14 protein-coding genes are annotated in these 14925 nt (G+C 59.7%); 7 read left to right on the top strand and 7 right to left on the bottom strand.

Features of this window, described 5'->3' with window-relative positions; translation table 11 throughout:
* Positions 1 to 9: 9 nt before the first annotated feature.
* From C6382_RS08235 to C6382_RS08200, 7 genes are all read right to left on the bottom strand, one after another.
* The gene (locus C6382_RS08235; protein WP_107024015.1) at positions 10 to 1503 is read right to left on the bottom strand and encodes an aldehyde dehydrogenase; all 1494 of its coding nucleotides are present in this window, start codon (positions 1501 to 1503) and stop codon (positions 10 to 12) included.
* Between the two features lie 19 nt (positions 1504 to 1522).
* Positions 1523 to 2683: an acetylornithine deacetylase gene (gene argE, locus C6382_RS08230; protein ID WP_107024014.1), complete on the bottom strand. Its 1161-nt coding sequence runs from the start codon at positions 2681 to 2683 to the stop codon at positions 1523 to 1525.
* Positions 2676 to 3350 (bottom strand): DUF1028 domain-containing protein, encoded by a 675-nt coding sequence (locus tag C6382_RS08225; protein WP_107024013.1) that lies wholly within the window; start codon positions 3348 to 3350, stop codon positions 2676 to 2678. Before C6382_RS08225 ends, argE begins: the two co-directional genes overlap by 8 nt.
* A 10-nt stretch (positions 3351 to 3360) precedes the next feature.
* A complete protein-coding gene (locus tag C6382_RS08220; protein WP_107024012.1) occupies positions 3361 to 3771 on the bottom strand; it encodes a RidA family protein in 411 nt (136 codons plus the stop codon).
* Positions 3771 to 5090 (bottom strand): NAD(P)/FAD-dependent oxidoreductase, encoded by a 1320-nt coding sequence (locus tag C6382_RS08215; RefSeq protein ID WP_107024011.1) that lies wholly within the window; start codon positions 5088 to 5090, stop codon positions 3771 to 3773. The genes C6382_RS08220 and C6382_RS08215 overlap by 1 nt, the downstream gene beginning before the upstream one ends.
* Before the next feature lie 271 nt (positions 5091 to 5361).
* Complete coding sequence (locus C6382_RS08210) at positions 5362 to 6291, bottom strand: DNA-binding protein (protein WP_107024010.1); 930 nt, start codon at positions 6289 to 6291, stop codon at positions 5362 to 5364.
* A 414-nt stretch (positions 6292 to 6705) separates the two neighbouring features.
* The gene (locus C6382_RS08200; RefSeq protein WP_107024008.1) at positions 6706 to 7479 is read right to left on the bottom strand and encodes a ParA family protein; all 774 of its coding nucleotides are present in this window, start codon (positions 7477 to 7479) and stop codon (positions 6706 to 6708) included.
* A gap of 345 nt (positions 7480 to 7824) precedes the next feature.
* Between C6382_RS08200 and C6382_RS08195 the strand changes: the two genes are divergently transcribed.
* The 7 genes from C6382_RS08195 (at position 7825) to C6382_RS08165 (ending at position 14918) form a co-directional block, all read left to right on the top strand.
* Positions 7825 to 8691, top strand: a complete 867-nt coding sequence (locus tag C6382_RS08195) for a patatin-like phospholipase family protein (RefSeq protein ID WP_107024007.1) — start codon at positions 7825 to 7827, stop codon at positions 8689 to 8691.
* 283 nt (positions 8692 to 8974) lie between these two features.
* Positions 8975 to 9268, top strand: a complete 294-nt coding sequence (locus C6382_RS23875) for a hypothetical protein (RefSeq protein WP_146146899.1) — start codon at positions 8975 to 8977, stop codon at positions 9266 to 9268.
* Positions 9269 to 9452: 184 nt separating this feature from the next.
* Positions 9453 to 10460 carry an aldo/keto reductase gene (locus C6382_RS08185; protein ID WP_107024005.1) on the top strand — a complete coding sequence of 336 codons (1008 nt, stop codon included), beginning with the start codon at positions 9453 to 9455 and terminating at the stop codon, positions 10458 to 10460.
* Between the two features lie 153 nt (positions 10461 to 10613).
* The gene (locus tag C6382_RS08180; protein ID WP_107024004.1) at positions 10614 to 11684 is read left to right on the top strand and encodes an enoyl-CoA hydratase/isomerase family protein; all 1071 of its coding nucleotides are present in this window, start codon (positions 10614 to 10616) and stop codon (positions 11682 to 11684) included.
* Positions 11685 to 11700: 16 nt separating this feature from the next.
* Positions 11701 to 12852 (top strand): acyl-CoA dehydrogenase family protein, encoded by a 1152-nt coding sequence (locus C6382_RS08175; RefSeq protein WP_107024003.1) that lies wholly within the window; start codon positions 11701 to 11703, stop codon positions 12850 to 12852.
* A gap of 654 nt (positions 12853 to 13506) precedes the next feature.
* Positions 13507 to 14604: a 3-deoxy-7-phosphoheptulonate synthase gene (locus C6382_RS08170; RefSeq protein WP_107024002.1), complete on the top strand. Its 1098-nt coding sequence runs from the start codon at positions 13507 to 13509 to the stop codon at positions 14602 to 14604.
* A gap of 32 nt (positions 14605 to 14636) precedes the next feature.
* The gene (locus tag C6382_RS08165) at positions 14637 to 14918 is read left to right on the top strand and encodes a peptidylprolyl isomerase (RefSeq protein ID WP_107024001.1); all 282 of its coding nucleotides are present in this window, start codon (positions 14637 to 14639) and stop codon (positions 14916 to 14918) included.
* The last annotated feature ends 7 nt before the right edge of the window (positions 14919 to 14925 follow it).

Here is a 14925-nt window from a genome sequence, read left to right as displayed (position 1 = left end):
CTGAGGTCCTCAGCCGCGCAGCTGAATCCAGGTGGTTTTCAGCTGCGTGTACTTGTCGAACGAATGCACGGAAAGATCGCGGCCAAAGCCCGATTGCTTGCCACCGCCAAAAGGCACCGTGACATCCAGGGCATCGACGGTATTCACAGACACCGTCCCGGCATTCAACCGTTGCGCCACGCGATGAGCGCGGTTGAGGTCATCGGTCCACACCGAAGCAGCCAGGCCATAGATGTGGTCGTTGGCCAAAGCCACCGCCTGGTCCTCATCATCGAACACGCTGATCGCCAACACCGGCCCGAAGATTTCTTCACGGCTCAGGGTCATCTCAGCGGTGACGTCGGTAAAAATCGTCGGTTCGACGAAGTTGTCCGAGCCGTCGAAGCTCAGCTGTCGGCCACCACAGACCAATTGCGCACCTTCCCCCTGAGCCTGTTCGATGTACTGCAAGATCCGCTGGGTCTGCCGTGCATCAACAATGGCCCCGGCGCGACTGGCCGGATTCAGCGGATTGCCGGGTTGCCACTGGCGGGCTTTTTCAATCAGGCGCTCGACGAACTCATCCGCAATCGAGCGTTGCACCAGCAACCGCGAGTTGGCCGAGCAGACCTCACCCTGGTTGAAGAAGATGCCAAACGCGGCTTTCTCCGCTGCCAGGTCGAGGTCTTGGCAATCGGCAAACACCAGGTTCGGGCTTTTGCCACCGCATTCCAGCCACACCTGCTTGAGGTTCGACTGCGCCGCGTACTGCATGAAGTACTTGCCCACTTCGGTGGAGCCAGTGAACACCAGTGCATCCACGTCCATGTGCAGGCCCAGCGCACGACCGGCCTCCTCGCCCAGGCCCGGCACGACGTTGAGCACGCCTGCCGGGATACCTGCCTGCAGCGCCAGTTCAGCCAGACGCAGCGCCGAAAACGGCGATTGCTCGGCCGGCTTGAGCACTACGCTGTTGCCGGCTGCCAGGGCCGGGGCCAGCTTCCAGGCGGCCATGTCCAACGGGAAATTCCATGGCACTACCGCGCCAATCACCCCCAGTGGCACACGGGTGATGGTTGCCAGCGCAGTGCTGGCGGTTGGTGCGACCTGGCCGTAAAGCTTGTCGAGGCTTTCGCCATACCAGGCAAACACATGGGCGGCGCCGGGCACATCGATATTCCAGGCGTCCATCACCGGTTTGCCCATGCTCAACGAGTCGAGCAAAGCCAGCTCATCGCGGTATTCGAGCATCAGCTGCGACAGCCGCACAAGTACCGCTTTGCGTTCGCTCGGCGCCATTTTGGCCCAGGGGCCCTGTTCAAATGCCCGGCGGGCGCTGCTAACGGCCCGATCGACATCGGCCTGGCCGCACGCAGCGACCTGGGCCAAGCGCTTTGCGGTCGCCGGGTTGATCACATCCAAGCGTGCGCCGCTCTGGGCCTGGCACGCTTGGCCGTCGATAAACGCGCTATCGATCAGGCGCTGCTGTTGCGCCAAACGGGTCCACTCGTTGAAATCGTTCACCGCAGACTCCTTGTTGCTATCAATTGTTGGAGAGGTACTCGGCCAGGCGGTCCATCAGGCGGTCGCAGGCCGCCATTTGCTCGACACTGACGAACTCGTCGGGTTTGTGGCCCTGTTCCATGCTGCCCGGTCCACAGACCACCGCCGGGATCCCGGCCTGATCGAACAAACCACCTTCGGTGCCAAAGGCCACGGTGCTGAAGTCGTCGCTGCCACACAGTTGCGCCACCAGCCGCGCGGCGGCGCTTTCAGGTGCGGTCGCCAGGCCCGGATAGGCCGAAATCGGTTCAAAGCAAATCGCCGTGTCGGCCTTGACCGCCTGCATGGCCGGCAACAGCGTCTGTTCGGCGTAGGTTTGCAGTTCGTCGACTACGGCTTGTGGCTCGAACGCCGGCAAGGCGCGGACTTCAAAGTCGAAGCGACAGTCTGCCGGCACGATGTTCAGTGCCGTGCCCCCCTGGATCACCCCGACCTGCACAGTGGAGAACGCCGGGTCAAAACGCTCATCGTGGTGTTCGGCTGCGGCCAGACGCTGGCCGATCTCCCCCAGCCGAGCGATCAGGCGCGCCGCCTGCTCGATGGCGTTCACGCCATACGGCGCATAGGCCGAGTGACACGGTGCACCCTGTACATGGCAACGCATGGCCAGCTTGCCTTTGTGACCGAGCACAGGCTTGAGTTCAGTCGGCTCGCCGATCAGACACAGCGCCGGCTGTGGAATACGTTGTGGCAGTACCTCCAGCAGACTGCGCACCCCCAGGCAACCCAGCTCCTCGTCATACGAAAACGCCAGGTGCACCGGACGGCGTAGCGGGCTTGCAAGAAACACCGGCACCGCGGCAAGCACCGAAGCCAGGTAACCTTTCATGTCCGCCGCGCCGCGGCCGTAAAGCTTGCCATCGCGCTCGCTGAGGGCGAACGGCTCAACCGTCCACGGCTGACCGTCCACCGGCACCACATCGGTGTGGCCCGACAGCACCACACCGCCCGCCACTGCCGGACCGATACTGGCCAGCAGGTTGGCCTTGCTGCGCTCGGCGTTGTAGATCAGCTCACAGCTCACCCCCAGGCCGTGCAGGTAGTCACGCACGAACTCGATCAATTGCAGGTTCGAGTCGCGGCTGACCGTGGCCAAGCCGATCAGCCTGGCCAGCAAGGCGCGGCTGCGCAGCTCACTCATCACCCGGCACTCCGTAGCTTGGGGCCAACGTCGGGTTCAGAGCACGGGTCAGATAGTCCTGCAACTGCGGTTCATAGGCACTCCAGAGTCTCTGCAGTTCAGCAATGGGGTTCTCCTCGGTCCAGTCCACGCGCAGATCGACGATTGGCCAGACCAGCTCGCCGACCACCGACACCGCCGCCGAATGCACCGCCCCCGCCTCCCCGCCGGCGTCCTGCCCAGCTTGCAGTGCGGTCAGCAAGCGCGCCGCCAGACAGCCTTCGCTGATCTCAAACGCTTCAACCATGCGTTCGATCACCGCGCTGTTGGCCAGCAGGTTGCCCGCGGCCACGCATTGCTCACCGGCCAGTGCGTTGTGCATGCCCAGGGCATGATTGCCGCTGAACACTGCCGTTCGCCCTTGCGCATCGACCACCGCCACCTGGCGGTACTGGCTGTAACCGTTGCGAGTCAGTGCATGGTCCAGGGCCTGGTGCGGCGCCAATCCTTCACCCAGGGCATCGAGCACTTGTGGCCCGAGGGCCGGCAAAGTGATGTTCTGGCTCGCGACCGCGCCGACACCGGAACGTAGCCAGGGGCAACGGGCACCGACGGCAATGCTCGACGAACTGATGGCAATCCCCAACTGGCCGGTTTCGGCACAGCGACCGACGATGGAAAAGGTCATGGCATACTCCTTATTCGGGGATGACCGCGATTACGTCGATTTCCATCAGCCACTGCGGCTGGCCCAAGGCACTGACGACCAACCCGGTAGAAATCGGGAACACGCCTTTGAGCCATTTGCCGACTTCCTGGTACACCGGCTCGCGGTAACGCGGGTCGATCAGGTAAGTGGTGGTCTTGACGATATGGCTCAGGTCGCTACCAGCTTCTTCAAGCAGTAGCTTGACGTTGCGCATGGCCTGTTCAGCCTGGGCCCGTGGATCACCGAGGCCAACCAGCTGGCCGTTGAAATCGGTGCCAACCTGGCCACGTACATACACGGTGTTGCCGGCACGCACCGCTTGGCACAGGTCGTTGTCCAGGCTCTGATTCGGATAAGTGTCTTTGGTGTTGAACATGCGAATGCGGGTATGAGTAGGCATCAACGGACTTCCATAAGGCTGGCTGATTGAAGGTTGGTTTCCGGGGTTTTGGCTTGGCGTTGCGAGGCATCCCGGTAATCGAAATAGGCGCGCTGCTTGATGATGTGTTCGGCGATATGCCGGGCGTCGTGCCACACGCCCCAGATAAAGGCCGAGCCACGACGTGCCAGCCATGGCAGGCCGACGAAATAGATCCCTGGCTCGCTGGAGACCCCGCGCTGGTGCTGCGGCTTGCCGTCGGCCTTGAAGGCATTGACCTGCAACCAGGCGTAATCGACCGAATAACCTGTCGCCCAGATGATCGTGGTGATACCGGCCTTGGCCAGATCCAGTTCCAGGATCGGGTTGCTGATGCACTCAGGATCCGGGAGCATGATCCGTGCTTCCGGCTCTGGCGGCAGGTCCAGGCCATTGCTGGCGATGTAAGCGTCGGCGGCGTCAAGCAAGGCCAGGTAGTTCTCGTCGCCGCGGGCAATGTTCTCCGCCAGGTTCGATTCGAAACTCACCACGCCGTTGTTGATTGCCTTGGTCAGACCAACCAGCGTCATGCCCTGTTGGGCCAGGCGACGGAAGTCCACGGTATGGCCGCCGCGCGCACCGCTGACGGCAATGGTGACGTGCTCCTTGCCCGGCTGCACGCCCTCGGCGTCCCACAGACCGAGCACGCCCAGCCACCAGCAGAAGTCGCGGTTGCGATAAGCCCGTGGTGGACGATCGTGAGCCCCGACCGAGAGGTAAACCTGCTTGCCGGCACGCTGCAGCTCATCGGCAATCTGCACACCTGAAGAGCCGGCACCCACCACCAGCACAGCGCCTTCGGCCAGTTGCTGAGGGTTACGGTATTCGGCAGAGTGAATCTGGCAGACCTTGCTGTCTGCCGGCGCGATAGCGGGAATCACCGGGCGCTGGAACGGGCCGGTGGCGACCACCACGTTCTTGGCCTCGATCACCCCCTCGGAGGTTTCCACGGTGAAGCCTGGGCGACCGGCATTGCGCTGCACCTTGGTCACCTCGACACCAGTACGCACCGGGACGTTGAATTTTTTCGCGTAGGCTTCGAAGTACTCGGCAACCTGGTCTTTGGCGGCAAAAGCATCAGGCTCCAGGCCGTCGAATTCCAGGCCCGGGAAGCGGTCGTGCCAGGCAGGGCCATTGGCAACCAGCGAATCCCAGCGTCCGGTGCGCCAGGCTTCGGCGATACGGTTGCGCTCCAGAACCAGGTGCGGCACGCCGAGTCGGCTCAAGTGTTCGCTCATGGCCACACCGGCTTGACCGGCGCCAACTACGAGCGTGTCTATTGCTGTTTTATTGTTTGTCATCGCTGCGCCCTACTGAGGTTTCCCACGCGGATCGCCGTGGGTGGGTGTAGGTCGCATTCTGTGCAAAGGCTGAGAATGACGAAATTATGATTTTTGTAGTTGCTAGAGAGTAAAAAACTGCGAGGCCGAGCAGCGGCACTGCTACGCGGCCCTTGGGCTTGACGGGAGGTGCATCACAGCCTTGAGTAATGCAGTGTGATTCCTGCAACGGCAATTAGCCGCCGAACACGCTCATGGGCTGACATGATCGTTGTGCCATGCGCCTGGATCTTTAAGGTACTTCCTGAACCTGTTGTGCGATCTTTTCAGCCTGACGAAGCTGTGCCTCCAGCTTGCCGATCAGCTGCAATTGCTGGCGCAACTCGGTGACCCGTTCGGCCAGGCTCAGCGCCAGGTTCTGGTTCTGCTTTTCCAGTTCATCTCGCGAACCATTGAGTTGCGCCAGGTTCACTTCCAGCCCCTGAATTTGCGCCTGGCGCCGCTCGGTCTGGGTTTTAAGTGTGCGCTGGGCATCCTTGAGTGTACGGATCTGTACCAGAAGGCCTTCGTTGTCGCGGTTCAGACGCGTCAGTTCGAGCTGAAATTGTTGCACCTGCCCTTCATGACGGCGCTGCTCCTGTTCACGCTGTTCGCGACTGGCAGTGCGGTAATGCTCCAGGGCGTCGCGGGCGTGCCGGTGTTTGTCTTCCAGAGAGGCGATCTGCTCGTCCTTGTCAGCCAGGCGCAGGTTCAATTCGCCAACCGCCTGGTTGAGCGTGGCGTTGCGGGTCTGTTCAGACTGCAAGCTACTGCGGGTGGTGGCCAGCTCGGCGGATTCACCGGCCAAGGCCGCGGCCTGGATCTCATGCTGCTGTTGTAGCGCGGCCAATGCCTGCTGGCTGATCTGGACCTGAGCCAGAAGTGTTTGCCGCTGTGCCTCGAACGCGTTGCGCATCTCCTCGATTCGAGCCTCCCCTTCCTCGCGCAGTTGCTCAGCCAGTTGCTCGACCAGTGTCGCCAGTGCATCGCTGAGGTTCGGCGCGCTCAAAGGCTGCGTCGGGTACTGGTTATCCAACTCTTTCAGGTAGCGGTGAATCGTGGTTTTCGAGCCGGTATTGCCCAGTTCGATACGTACTGCATCGATGCTTGGATGTACACCACGGGCCAGCAGCGCCTGGCGTGCCTTCTGCACTGCCGCCTTGTTGATACCGCTGCGAGCCATGGTTACTCCTACTATTTCGTATTGTGGTACGTACTATGTATTTACATGTTATCTCAACGCCTTGATAGATGCTTTGAAAAGCATGCTGTCAGATAAAATAATCGCGGGTTATCGCATGCGAAATGCTTCTGAACCATGACCGCACCCCCAAACAGCAGTGCTCAAACCAACTCTTCGAGTTTTCGGAAACGGAATCTGTGAAAAATGCTGCTTGGGAAAATTGCAAAAATTGGCTTCTTGCGACGTAGTTTTCACTGCGTCAAGCTCTGGATGGTATGTGTGGCGGCGCTTGCAGAGCGGGCGGGCGGTACCGTAGTGATACACCTCAATACGATCGACGTCGCCATAGGCGAACCGAATGAGCCGAAGCTAATAGGACAGGCCGGTCAGGTAATTGATCAGGTTTACTGACGACTAAGCTGCCCGCTCCAAGGCATCCAACAATCCAAAAAACTCCTGAGAAAGCTTATGCCGAGGGGCTAAATGGATGATGGGCACGGAAACCTCGTGAGATTCGCGCATCTTGACGGAGCTGCTCAGGTAAATCGGAAGAACAGGTAAACCTTCGGCCAACAACTCATCAACGAGATTCTGGTACAGGCGGGTGTGCCCGGTGAACTGATTGACCACCACCCCTTCCACTATCAGTGATTCATTGTGATCAAGGCGTAACTTCTCTACCTGCGCCATGACGCGATACAGAGCCTGGAGAGAGAAGCTGTCGCAATCAAATGGGATCAGCAAACTGTCCGCCGCCACCAGCGCACTGAACGTGTAGAAATTGAGTGACGGAGGTGTATCGATATAGATGCGTTCATAATCCTTGGACAGTTCAACCAGTAGCTTGCGCAGCTTATTGATCTTGTATTTGGATTCGAGTTTTGACTGGAGCTCCAACAGATCGGAACTGGCAGTTACCAAGTGAAGATTGTCGTAAGGGGTCTCAGTTATGACAACTCGATTCCTTCTGCCTTCGAAGCCGCCAGACAATGATTGCCTGAAAAAATCGGCGATGCCCGTTGGAATGCTTTCGTTGATCAGGCCTGTCAGATAATGAGTCGAATTTGCCTGCGGATCGAGATCAACCAGCAGCGTACGGTAGCCTTCGACAGCACTCGCTGCAGCAAGGTTGCAAGCAATGCTGGATTTTCCAACGCCTCCTTTCTGATTGAACACAACACGACGCATAGGGTTTTCTCATCCATGAAAAAGGCCGAAGGCCAGGTGAAGGAAAATACAAGAAGTCGTGTCAATTCTATGACCGATATATTGCAGTTTCACGACAACGTTGACGTAAGTGCTGGTCTAGAGGGGTTGCCTGCCAAAACTCGTCAATGACGGCTTAGCTAGCAAGCACGGTGTAGGTCGTGCATCCCTACGCCTATGATCCACCCGTTCCGGAACGCCAATTGCCGGATGAGCTTGTAGGACAACTGCATACCTGATAGCGCAGCCCCTGTGGCGAACTCCCGGAAGTAACGCCAACCCGCCAGCTACACTAAGTCGATACATTTCTGCACAGTGACTTGGACCATGACTACCCAAACCGCAATCGTATTCGCTGGCGGCGGCAGTTTGGGTGCGGTGCAGGTGGGTATGCTGCGGGCCTTGGTCGAGGCCAATGTTCGATTCGACATGGTGGTTGGAGCTTCGGTAGGCGCTATCAACGGCGCCTACTTTGCCGCGAGGCCCGATTCCGATGGCGTAGAGGCGCTCGCCGGATTCTGGCGCGGGCTATGTAAAACCGACATCTTCCCCCTCTCTTGGCTCGACACCTGTAGAGGACTGATCAAACGGCGTGGCTTTCTGTTGCAGCCGGCAGCTTTGAACCGATTACTGGATCAGGCACTGCCCATTCATCGCATTGAGGATGCGGAGTTGCCCCTACACATCGTCACCACCGACCTGCTCAGTGGTGGCGAGACGGTTCTGTCCAGTGGCGAACTCGAGCAGGCGTTACTGGCCAGTGCCGCCATCCCGCTGGTGTTCCCTTGCGTAAAAATCGACGATAAGTTCCTGGTTGACGGCGGCGTGGCAAGCAATACACCTATTTCGACTGCTGTAGCCTTGGGAGCCACCAACGTCGTAGTAATCCCCACTGGCGTGAGTTGCGCCCTGACACAACCGCCCCAAGGCCTGGTCGCCTTAGCTCTGCACACCGTCAATCTGATGAGTATGCGTCAACTGGTGAGTGACATCGAACACTTCCGCACTCTCACCAGCCTGCACATCGTTCCGCCCTTGTGTCCTGTGGACGTCTCGGTGTTCAACTTTGACCAGACCGAGTCTTTGCTGCAGCGAGCCTATGAGCAGACCCTCCGGTGGCTGGAACGTGGGGGGCTCGAGCGCACCAAGGTACCTGGTGCTCTGACCCTCCACTCACATGCCCATGAGCATTGAGTGATGTGGCGCTGTCACTGACCGGTTTCTGGCGTGGATTTCGCGGCGATGAGCTGGCGCGCTTGCAGGTCGAGCATATTCAGGACCAGGCTGCCTTCGGCCAATGCCTCTATAAGCGTCTCTTTTGGTGCACTTTTTACCCAGCACTTGAGGGTCTCGTAGATGACGCTTACATCAAAGTACGTGTGTTGGCACCTGTTAGTTTTGTCAGTTGCAACATACAACAGCTTGTCTTTAGATACGCCTGCAAGACCGACTTGAATACAAATCCAGGAGATACATCATGTCGTTCGCACCCTGTGTTCCTTTCATCACTGCCGGCAGCCAGGTAGTCTCACAAAATGGCACTGTCTACAGCAGGACTGTCAAAGTTTGGGGAACTGCGGACCCAGGCAAGAAGGTCAAGATTTTTGATGGGACCACTGAACTAAAAGAGGTGACGTCTAACAGTTGCGCATATTGGGAAGCGGATATCGCGACACAAGAGAAACACTATGTCATCAAAGCTCAAGCCCAATATGGCAACAACCCTGAGTCGAATACGTTCAGCTTCACGGCCAGCCATTCGGGGCCTTAAGCGCTTCTCGGGCCACACTAATCGCCACTGCAGCGACATGGCATTGGTGTGTGGCCCGCTTTAATACATCTACCACAAGACACAAGCGGGCTTGCCCCGCGAAGCCCCTGATCTCCCACAGCTTTCAAACCCCGGTAGAACTGTGTAAAACAGATCGGATCCAAACCGCCAAGGATTATCGATCATGATCTACCGTCCACTGGGCCGCAGCGGCCTGCAGGTGTCCGCCCTGACCCTGGGCAGCATGATGTTCGGCGAGCCCACCAGCGCCGAAGATTCACTGCGTATCATCGACAAAGCCTGGGACCATGGCATCAACTTCATCGACACGGCAGATGTGTACAGCGCTGGGCGCAGCGAAGAGATCGTCGGCGAAGCGATCGCTCGCAATCGCCATGAATGGGTGCTGGCCACCAAGGTCGGCTTTGGTCCGGCTGACGGCGTGCCCAACCGCAGCGGTTTGAGCCGCAAGCACATCTTCAATGCGATCGAGGCCAGCCTGACGCGCCTGGGTACCGATTACCTGGACATCTACTACCTGCACCGCGAAGACCACAACACCCCGCTGGAAGTGACCGTGGCCGCTATCGGCGACCTGATCCGCCAGGGCAAGATCCGTTACTGGGGCGTGTCCAACTTCCGTGGCTGGCGCATTGCCGAAATCTGCAACCTGGCCGAGCGCCTGGGCGTGCCAAAGCCTGTAGTCAGCCAGCCGCTGTATAACATCGTCAACCGTCAGGCCGAGCCCGAGCAGTTCCAGGCGGCGGCGCATCACGGTCTGGGCATTGTGCCCTTCAGCCCGTTGGCGCGCGGCGTGCTCAGCGGCAAATACGCGCCCAATGCCGCGCCTGATGCAGGCAGCCGCGCCGGGCGTCAGGACAAGCGTATCCTGGAAACCGAGTGGCGCCCCGAATCCCTGGCCATTGCCCAGAAAATCAACGCCTATACCCAGGACAAGGGCGTCGGCATGGTCGAGTTCGCCATTGCCTGGGTACTCAATAATCAGCTGATCAGCTCGGCCATCGTCGGGCCACGCACCGAGGCGCAGTGGGACACCTACAGTGGCGCACTGCAGGTAAAGATCACCACTGAAGATGAAGCGTTCATTGACTCACTGGTGACCCCGGGACACGCCTCGACTCACGGCTACAACGATGTCGTTCACTTCGTCAGCGGTCGCCTGCCACGCTGAGCATGCTCACGGCATGCAAAAATGCAGATTCAGCCTGCAGTTTTGTCGATTGTATTGAGCAAATTTGCACTGATAGGATCCAGCGATCCTCTAGCGCCTACCCAGAGCGTGATATTTCACGTGGAAAATCAATAACAAAGCAGGGAGACAGCGATGACCGCGCACGCTCAAACGCCGACCGAGGCGCCGATTCTGGTCCAGGTTCGCAATCATATCGGTCACTTGACCCTCAATCGCCCCGCCGGCCTCAATGCCCTGACCCTGGACATGGTTCGCAGCCTGCAACAGCAGCTTGATGCCTGGGCCAACGATCCGTTGGTACACGCCGTGATCCTGCGCGGTGAAGGCCCGAAAGGCTTCTGTGCCGGCGGCGACATCCGTTCGCTGTACGATAGCTACAAGGCGGGTGACAGCCTGCACCGGGATTTCTTCATCGAGGAATACGCCCTCGACCAGTGCATCCACCATTACTGCAAGCCGATCCTGGCGCTGATGGACGGTTTTACCCTCGGTGGCGGCATGGGCCTGGCCCAGGGCGCAGAACTGCGAGTGGTCACCGAGCGCAGCCGCCTGGCCATGCCGGAAGTCGGCATCGGTTACTTCCCGGATGTCGGCGGCAGCTACTTCCTCTCGCGTGTTCCCGGCGAGCTGGGGATCTACCTGGGCGTCAGCGGCGTCCAGGTGCAGGCAGCCGACGCGCTGTACTGCGGCTTGGCCAACTGGTACCTGGACAGCAGCAAGCTGGCACAGCTGGATGAACGTCTTGACACCCTGAGCTTTAGCGAGCACCCGCTCAAGGACCTGCAAGGTGTGCTGAGCAAGCTCGGCACCCAGGTGCTCGAAGACGCCCCTCTGGCCAGACTGCGTCCGGCCATCGATCACTTCTTTGCCCTGCCCGACGTCAGCAGTATCGTGGAACAACTACGGGCAGTAACCGTGGCCGACAGCCACGAATGGGCGCTGAAAACCGCCGACCTGCTGGAAACCCGTTCGCCCCTGGCCATGGCCGTGACCCTGGAGATGCTTCGCAGAGGCCGTCACCTGAGCCTGGAAGACTGCTTCAAGATGGAACTGCATCTGGACCAGCAGTGGTTCGAGCATGGTGACCTGATCGAAGGCGTGCGCGCGCTGATCATCGACAAGGACAAGCAGCCGCACTGGAACCCTCCGACCCTCGCCGACCTTAGCCGTCAGCGCGTGGATCAATTCTTCGAAGGCCTGTAAGGCCTGGAGTACGCAGATGCAAGACCTGGAACTGACAGAAGAACAGATCATGATCCGCGACATGGCCCGCGATTTCGCCCGTGGCGAGATTGCGCCCCATGCCCAGGCCTGGGAAAAAGCCGGCTGGATCGATAATGAAGTGGTCAAGAAGATGGGCGAACTGGGCCTGCTCGGCATGGTCGTACCCGAACAATGGGGCGGCAGCTACACCGACTATGTCGCCTATGCCCTGGCGGTTGAAGAAATCGCCGCTGGCGATGGCGCCACCGGTGCGCTGATGAGCATCCACAACTCGGTAGGCTGCGGCCCGCTGCTCGCCTATGGCAGCGCCGAGCAGCAACAAACCTGGTTGGAGCGCCTGGCGACTGGCCAGGTGATCGGTTGCTTCTGCCTGACCGAGCCGCAAGCCGGCTCCGAGGCGCACAACCTGCGGACCCGTGCCGAGTTGCAGGGCGATCACTGGGTCATCAACGGCGCCAAGCAGTTCGTCAGCAACGCACGTCGCGCGGGTCTTGCGATCGTCTTCGCGGTGACTGATCCGGAGCTTGGCAAGAAAGGTATCTCGGCGTTCCTGGTGCCGACCGACAACGAAGGCTTTGTCGTCGATCGCAGCGAACACAAAATGGGCATCCGCGCCTCCGACACCTGCGCGGTGACCTTGAACAACTGCCGCATCCCCGCTGCCAACCTGCTCGGCGAACGTGGCAAGGGCCTGGCCATTGCCCTGTCCAACCTTGAAGGCGGACGTATCGGCATTGCCGCTCAGGCGCTGGGGATTGCTCGCGCAGCCTTCGAAGCGGCGCTGGTTTATTCGCGTGAGCGGATCCAGTTCGGCAAAGCGATCAACGAACACCAGAGCATCGCCAACCTGCTGGCCGACATGCAGGTGCAGATCAACGCCGCGCGCCTGCTGATCCTGCATGCCGCACGCCTGCGCAGTGCTGGCAAGCCGTGCCTGAGCGAAGCGTCACAAGCCAAACTGTTCGCTTCGGAAATGGCCGAAAGGGTCTGCTCCAAGGCGATCCAGGTACATGGTGGCTATGGCTATCTGGAAGATTACCCGGTGGAGCGCTACTACCGCGATGCGCGGATTACTCAGATCTATGAGGGGTCGAGCGAGATCCAGCGCATGCTGATTGCGCGGGAGCTCAAGCACTACGCGCTATAGAAAACTTTAGATCTGCTACAGCAACCCAGGCCCGGCTATGCCGGGCATCGCCAGCAACGCTGGCTCCTACAGTTAACCGGGTGCAACAGATGCGACGATAGTCGCGTCAAATCGCACTTATGCAAATTAGCCATTGAAACCGCAGCAAAGCCTGAAGTAAGCTCAGGTTCATCAACTGGAGAGTCCCATGTCGCCATCCACCCTCATTCACGCTCAACACGCAGGTCGCCCGTCGCGTCCCGTGCTGGCTGTGGCCGAGTGTGCGACTGCCGCTCCCGCTGCGTTTTATTTTGGGTATTGGTTTAGCCACAGGCGCCGCTGATACCCACACCGGCGCCCACTTTCAAGGGGCCGCCGAACACGAGAATACTCAACCCCCGGTCGGCCCCCCGACCGGGGGTTTTGTTTTTTCAGCCCCCAAGACGACCGAACAGATAACGAGGATTACCCCATGAACTACGCCACTTACCACCGCTATCCAAGCTTTACTGCCTGGCGATTTAGCCAATCCCGTTCGGGCCAGCTTGCCGCCTCCGATCGGTCCAGCACAGGTGGCAGCACCACACAGAATCTCAATCCGGCTCTTTGTCGAACACCTCGATAGGGCCGACCGCGCGGGCCAGAACCCGCCGTCCGCCCAGGGAATCAATCGCCATGCAATCGTCTTCGCTCGCTCTGCCCCTGACCCAGCCTCAAGCGGCCAACAGCGCTGTCACTCAGCGTCTGCCCAGCCCGCACCTGCTCAAACAGCAGATGCCGCTTTCCACCGCCCTTGCCCACCAGGTCGTAACCCATCGCCAGGCCGTTCGCGCCATTCTCGAAGGGCGTGATTCACGCCTGCTGGTAGTCGTCGGCCCATGTTCGATCCACGACCCGCGCTCGGCGCTGGAATACGCTGAGCGTCTCGCCACCCTCAATGAAGAAGTCAACGATCAGTTGTTGCTGGTGATGCGTGCCTACGTTGAAAAACCCCGTACCACGGTAGGCTGGAAAGGCCTGGCCTACGATCCACACCTGGACGGCAGCGATGACATGCACGCCGGCATCGCGCTGTCCCGTGGGCTGATGTTGGGTATGCTGGAGCGCGGCCTGCCGATTGCCACTGAGTTGCTGCAGCCGATGGCCGCGGGTTACTTCGACGACCTGCTGAGCTGGGCGGCCATCGGTGCGCGCACCACTGAGTCGCAAATCCACCGTGAGATGGTCAGCGGACTGGAGCTGCCCGTGGGCTTCAAGAACGGCACCGACGGCGGCGTCGCCATCGCCTGTGACGCCATGCGCAGCGCTGCTCATCCGCACCGCCATTTCGGCATGGACACTCAGGGCTACCCGGCGATTATCGAGACCTTGGGCAACCCCGATACCCACCTGGTATTGCGCGGCGGCCATCAGGGCCCGAACTTCGATCAGGCCAGCATCGCACAGGCACGTCAAGGATTGGTCAAAGCAGGGTTGGCGCCACGAATCATGGTCGATTGCAGCCATGCCAACAGTGGCAAAGATCCACTGCGTCAACCTGCGGTGTTCGAGGATGTGCTGCGTCAGCGCCTGGAAGGCGACCGCTCGATCGTCGGCATGATGCTTGAAGGACATTTGTTCGATGGTTGCCAGACGCTGAGCAAGGCACCGCTCAAATACGGTGTGTCGATCACCGATGGCTGCCTGGGATGGGACTCGACAGAAATGCTGTTGCGCCAGGCGGCAGCAGCTTTACGTGACATAGCACAGGAAAATCTGGCGGCAATCGGTTAGTCTCGGCACTTTCTTGCAAAGGAGTATCTCCCATGGCCAAAGCCACTGCCCGTCACATCCTGGTTGCCACTGAAGAAAAGTGCAATGAACTGAAGGCTCAGATCGAAGCCGGTGCCGATTTCGCTGAAATCGCCAAAGCCAACTCCACCTGCCCTTCCAGCCGTCAGGGCGGCGACCTGGGCTCCTTCGGCCCGGGTCAAATGGTCAAGGAGTTCGACACCGTGGTGTTCAGTGCACCCGTCGGTACCGTACAAGGCCCGGTGAAAACCCAGTTCGGCTATCACCTGCTGGAAGTGACCAGCCGTCAGGACTGAGTCCATC

Source organism: Pseudomonas sp. BBP2017 (assembly GCF_003024385.1).
Classification (GTDB): Bacteria; Pseudomonadota; Gammaproteobacteria; order Pseudomonadales; family Pseudomonadaceae; genus Aquipseudomonas.
The sequence above is the reverse complement of the archived record's forward strand: the minus strand, read 5'-3'. Positions and strand labels throughout refer to the sequence as shown.

Excerpts from the sequence above, each read along its gene's own strand:
- argE (WP_107024014.1), bottom strand. The coding sequence starts at position 2,683 with ATGAGTGAGCTGCGCAGCCGCGCCTTGCTGGCCAGGCTGATCGGCTTG.
- C6382_RS08225 (WP_107024013.1), bottom strand. The coding sequence starts at position 3,350 with ATGACCTTTTCCATCGTCGGTCGCTGTGCCGAAACCGGCCAGTTGGGG.
- C6382_RS08220 (WP_107024012.1), bottom strand. The coding sequence starts at position 3,771 with ATGCCTACTCATACCCGCATTCGCATGTTCAACACCAAAGACACTTAT.
- C6382_RS08215 (WP_107024011.1), bottom strand. The coding sequence starts at position 5,090 with ATGACAAACAATAAAACAGCAATAGACACGCTCGTAGTTGGCGCCGGT.
- C6382_RS08210 (WP_107024010.1), bottom strand. The coding sequence starts at position 6,291 with ATGGCTCGCAGCGGTATCAACAAGGCGGCAGTGCAGAAGGCACGCCAG.
- C6382_RS08200 (WP_107024008.1), bottom strand. The coding sequence starts at position 7,479 with ATGCGTCGTGTTGTGTTCAATCAGAAAGGAGGCGTTGGAAAATCCAGC.
- C6382_RS08195 (WP_107024007.1), top strand. The coding sequence starts at position 7,825 with ATGACTACCCAAACCGCAATCGTATTCGCTGGCGGCGGCAGTTTGGGT.
- C6382_RS23875 (WP_146146899.1), top strand. The coding sequence starts at position 8,975 with ATGTCGTTCGCACCCTGTGTTCCTTTCATCACTGCCGGCAGCCAGGTA.
- C6382_RS08185 (WP_107024005.1), top strand. The coding sequence starts at position 9,453 with ATGATCTACCGTCCACTGGGCCGCAGCGGCCTGCAGGTGTCCGCCCTG.
- C6382_RS08180 (WP_107024004.1), top strand. The coding sequence starts at position 10,614 with ATGACCGCGCACGCTCAAACGCCGACCGAGGCGCCGATTCTGGTCCAG.
- C6382_RS08175 (WP_107024003.1), top strand. The coding sequence starts at position 11,701 with ATGCAAGACCTGGAACTGACAGAAGAACAGATCATGATCCGCGACATG.
- C6382_RS08170 (WP_107024002.1), top strand. The coding sequence starts at position 13,507 with ATGCAATCGTCTTCGCTCGCTCTGCCCCTGACCCAGCCTCAAGCGGCC.
- C6382_RS08165 (WP_107024001.1), top strand. The coding sequence starts at position 14,637 with ATGGCCAAAGCCACTGCCCGTCACATCCTGGTTGCCACTGAAGAAAAG.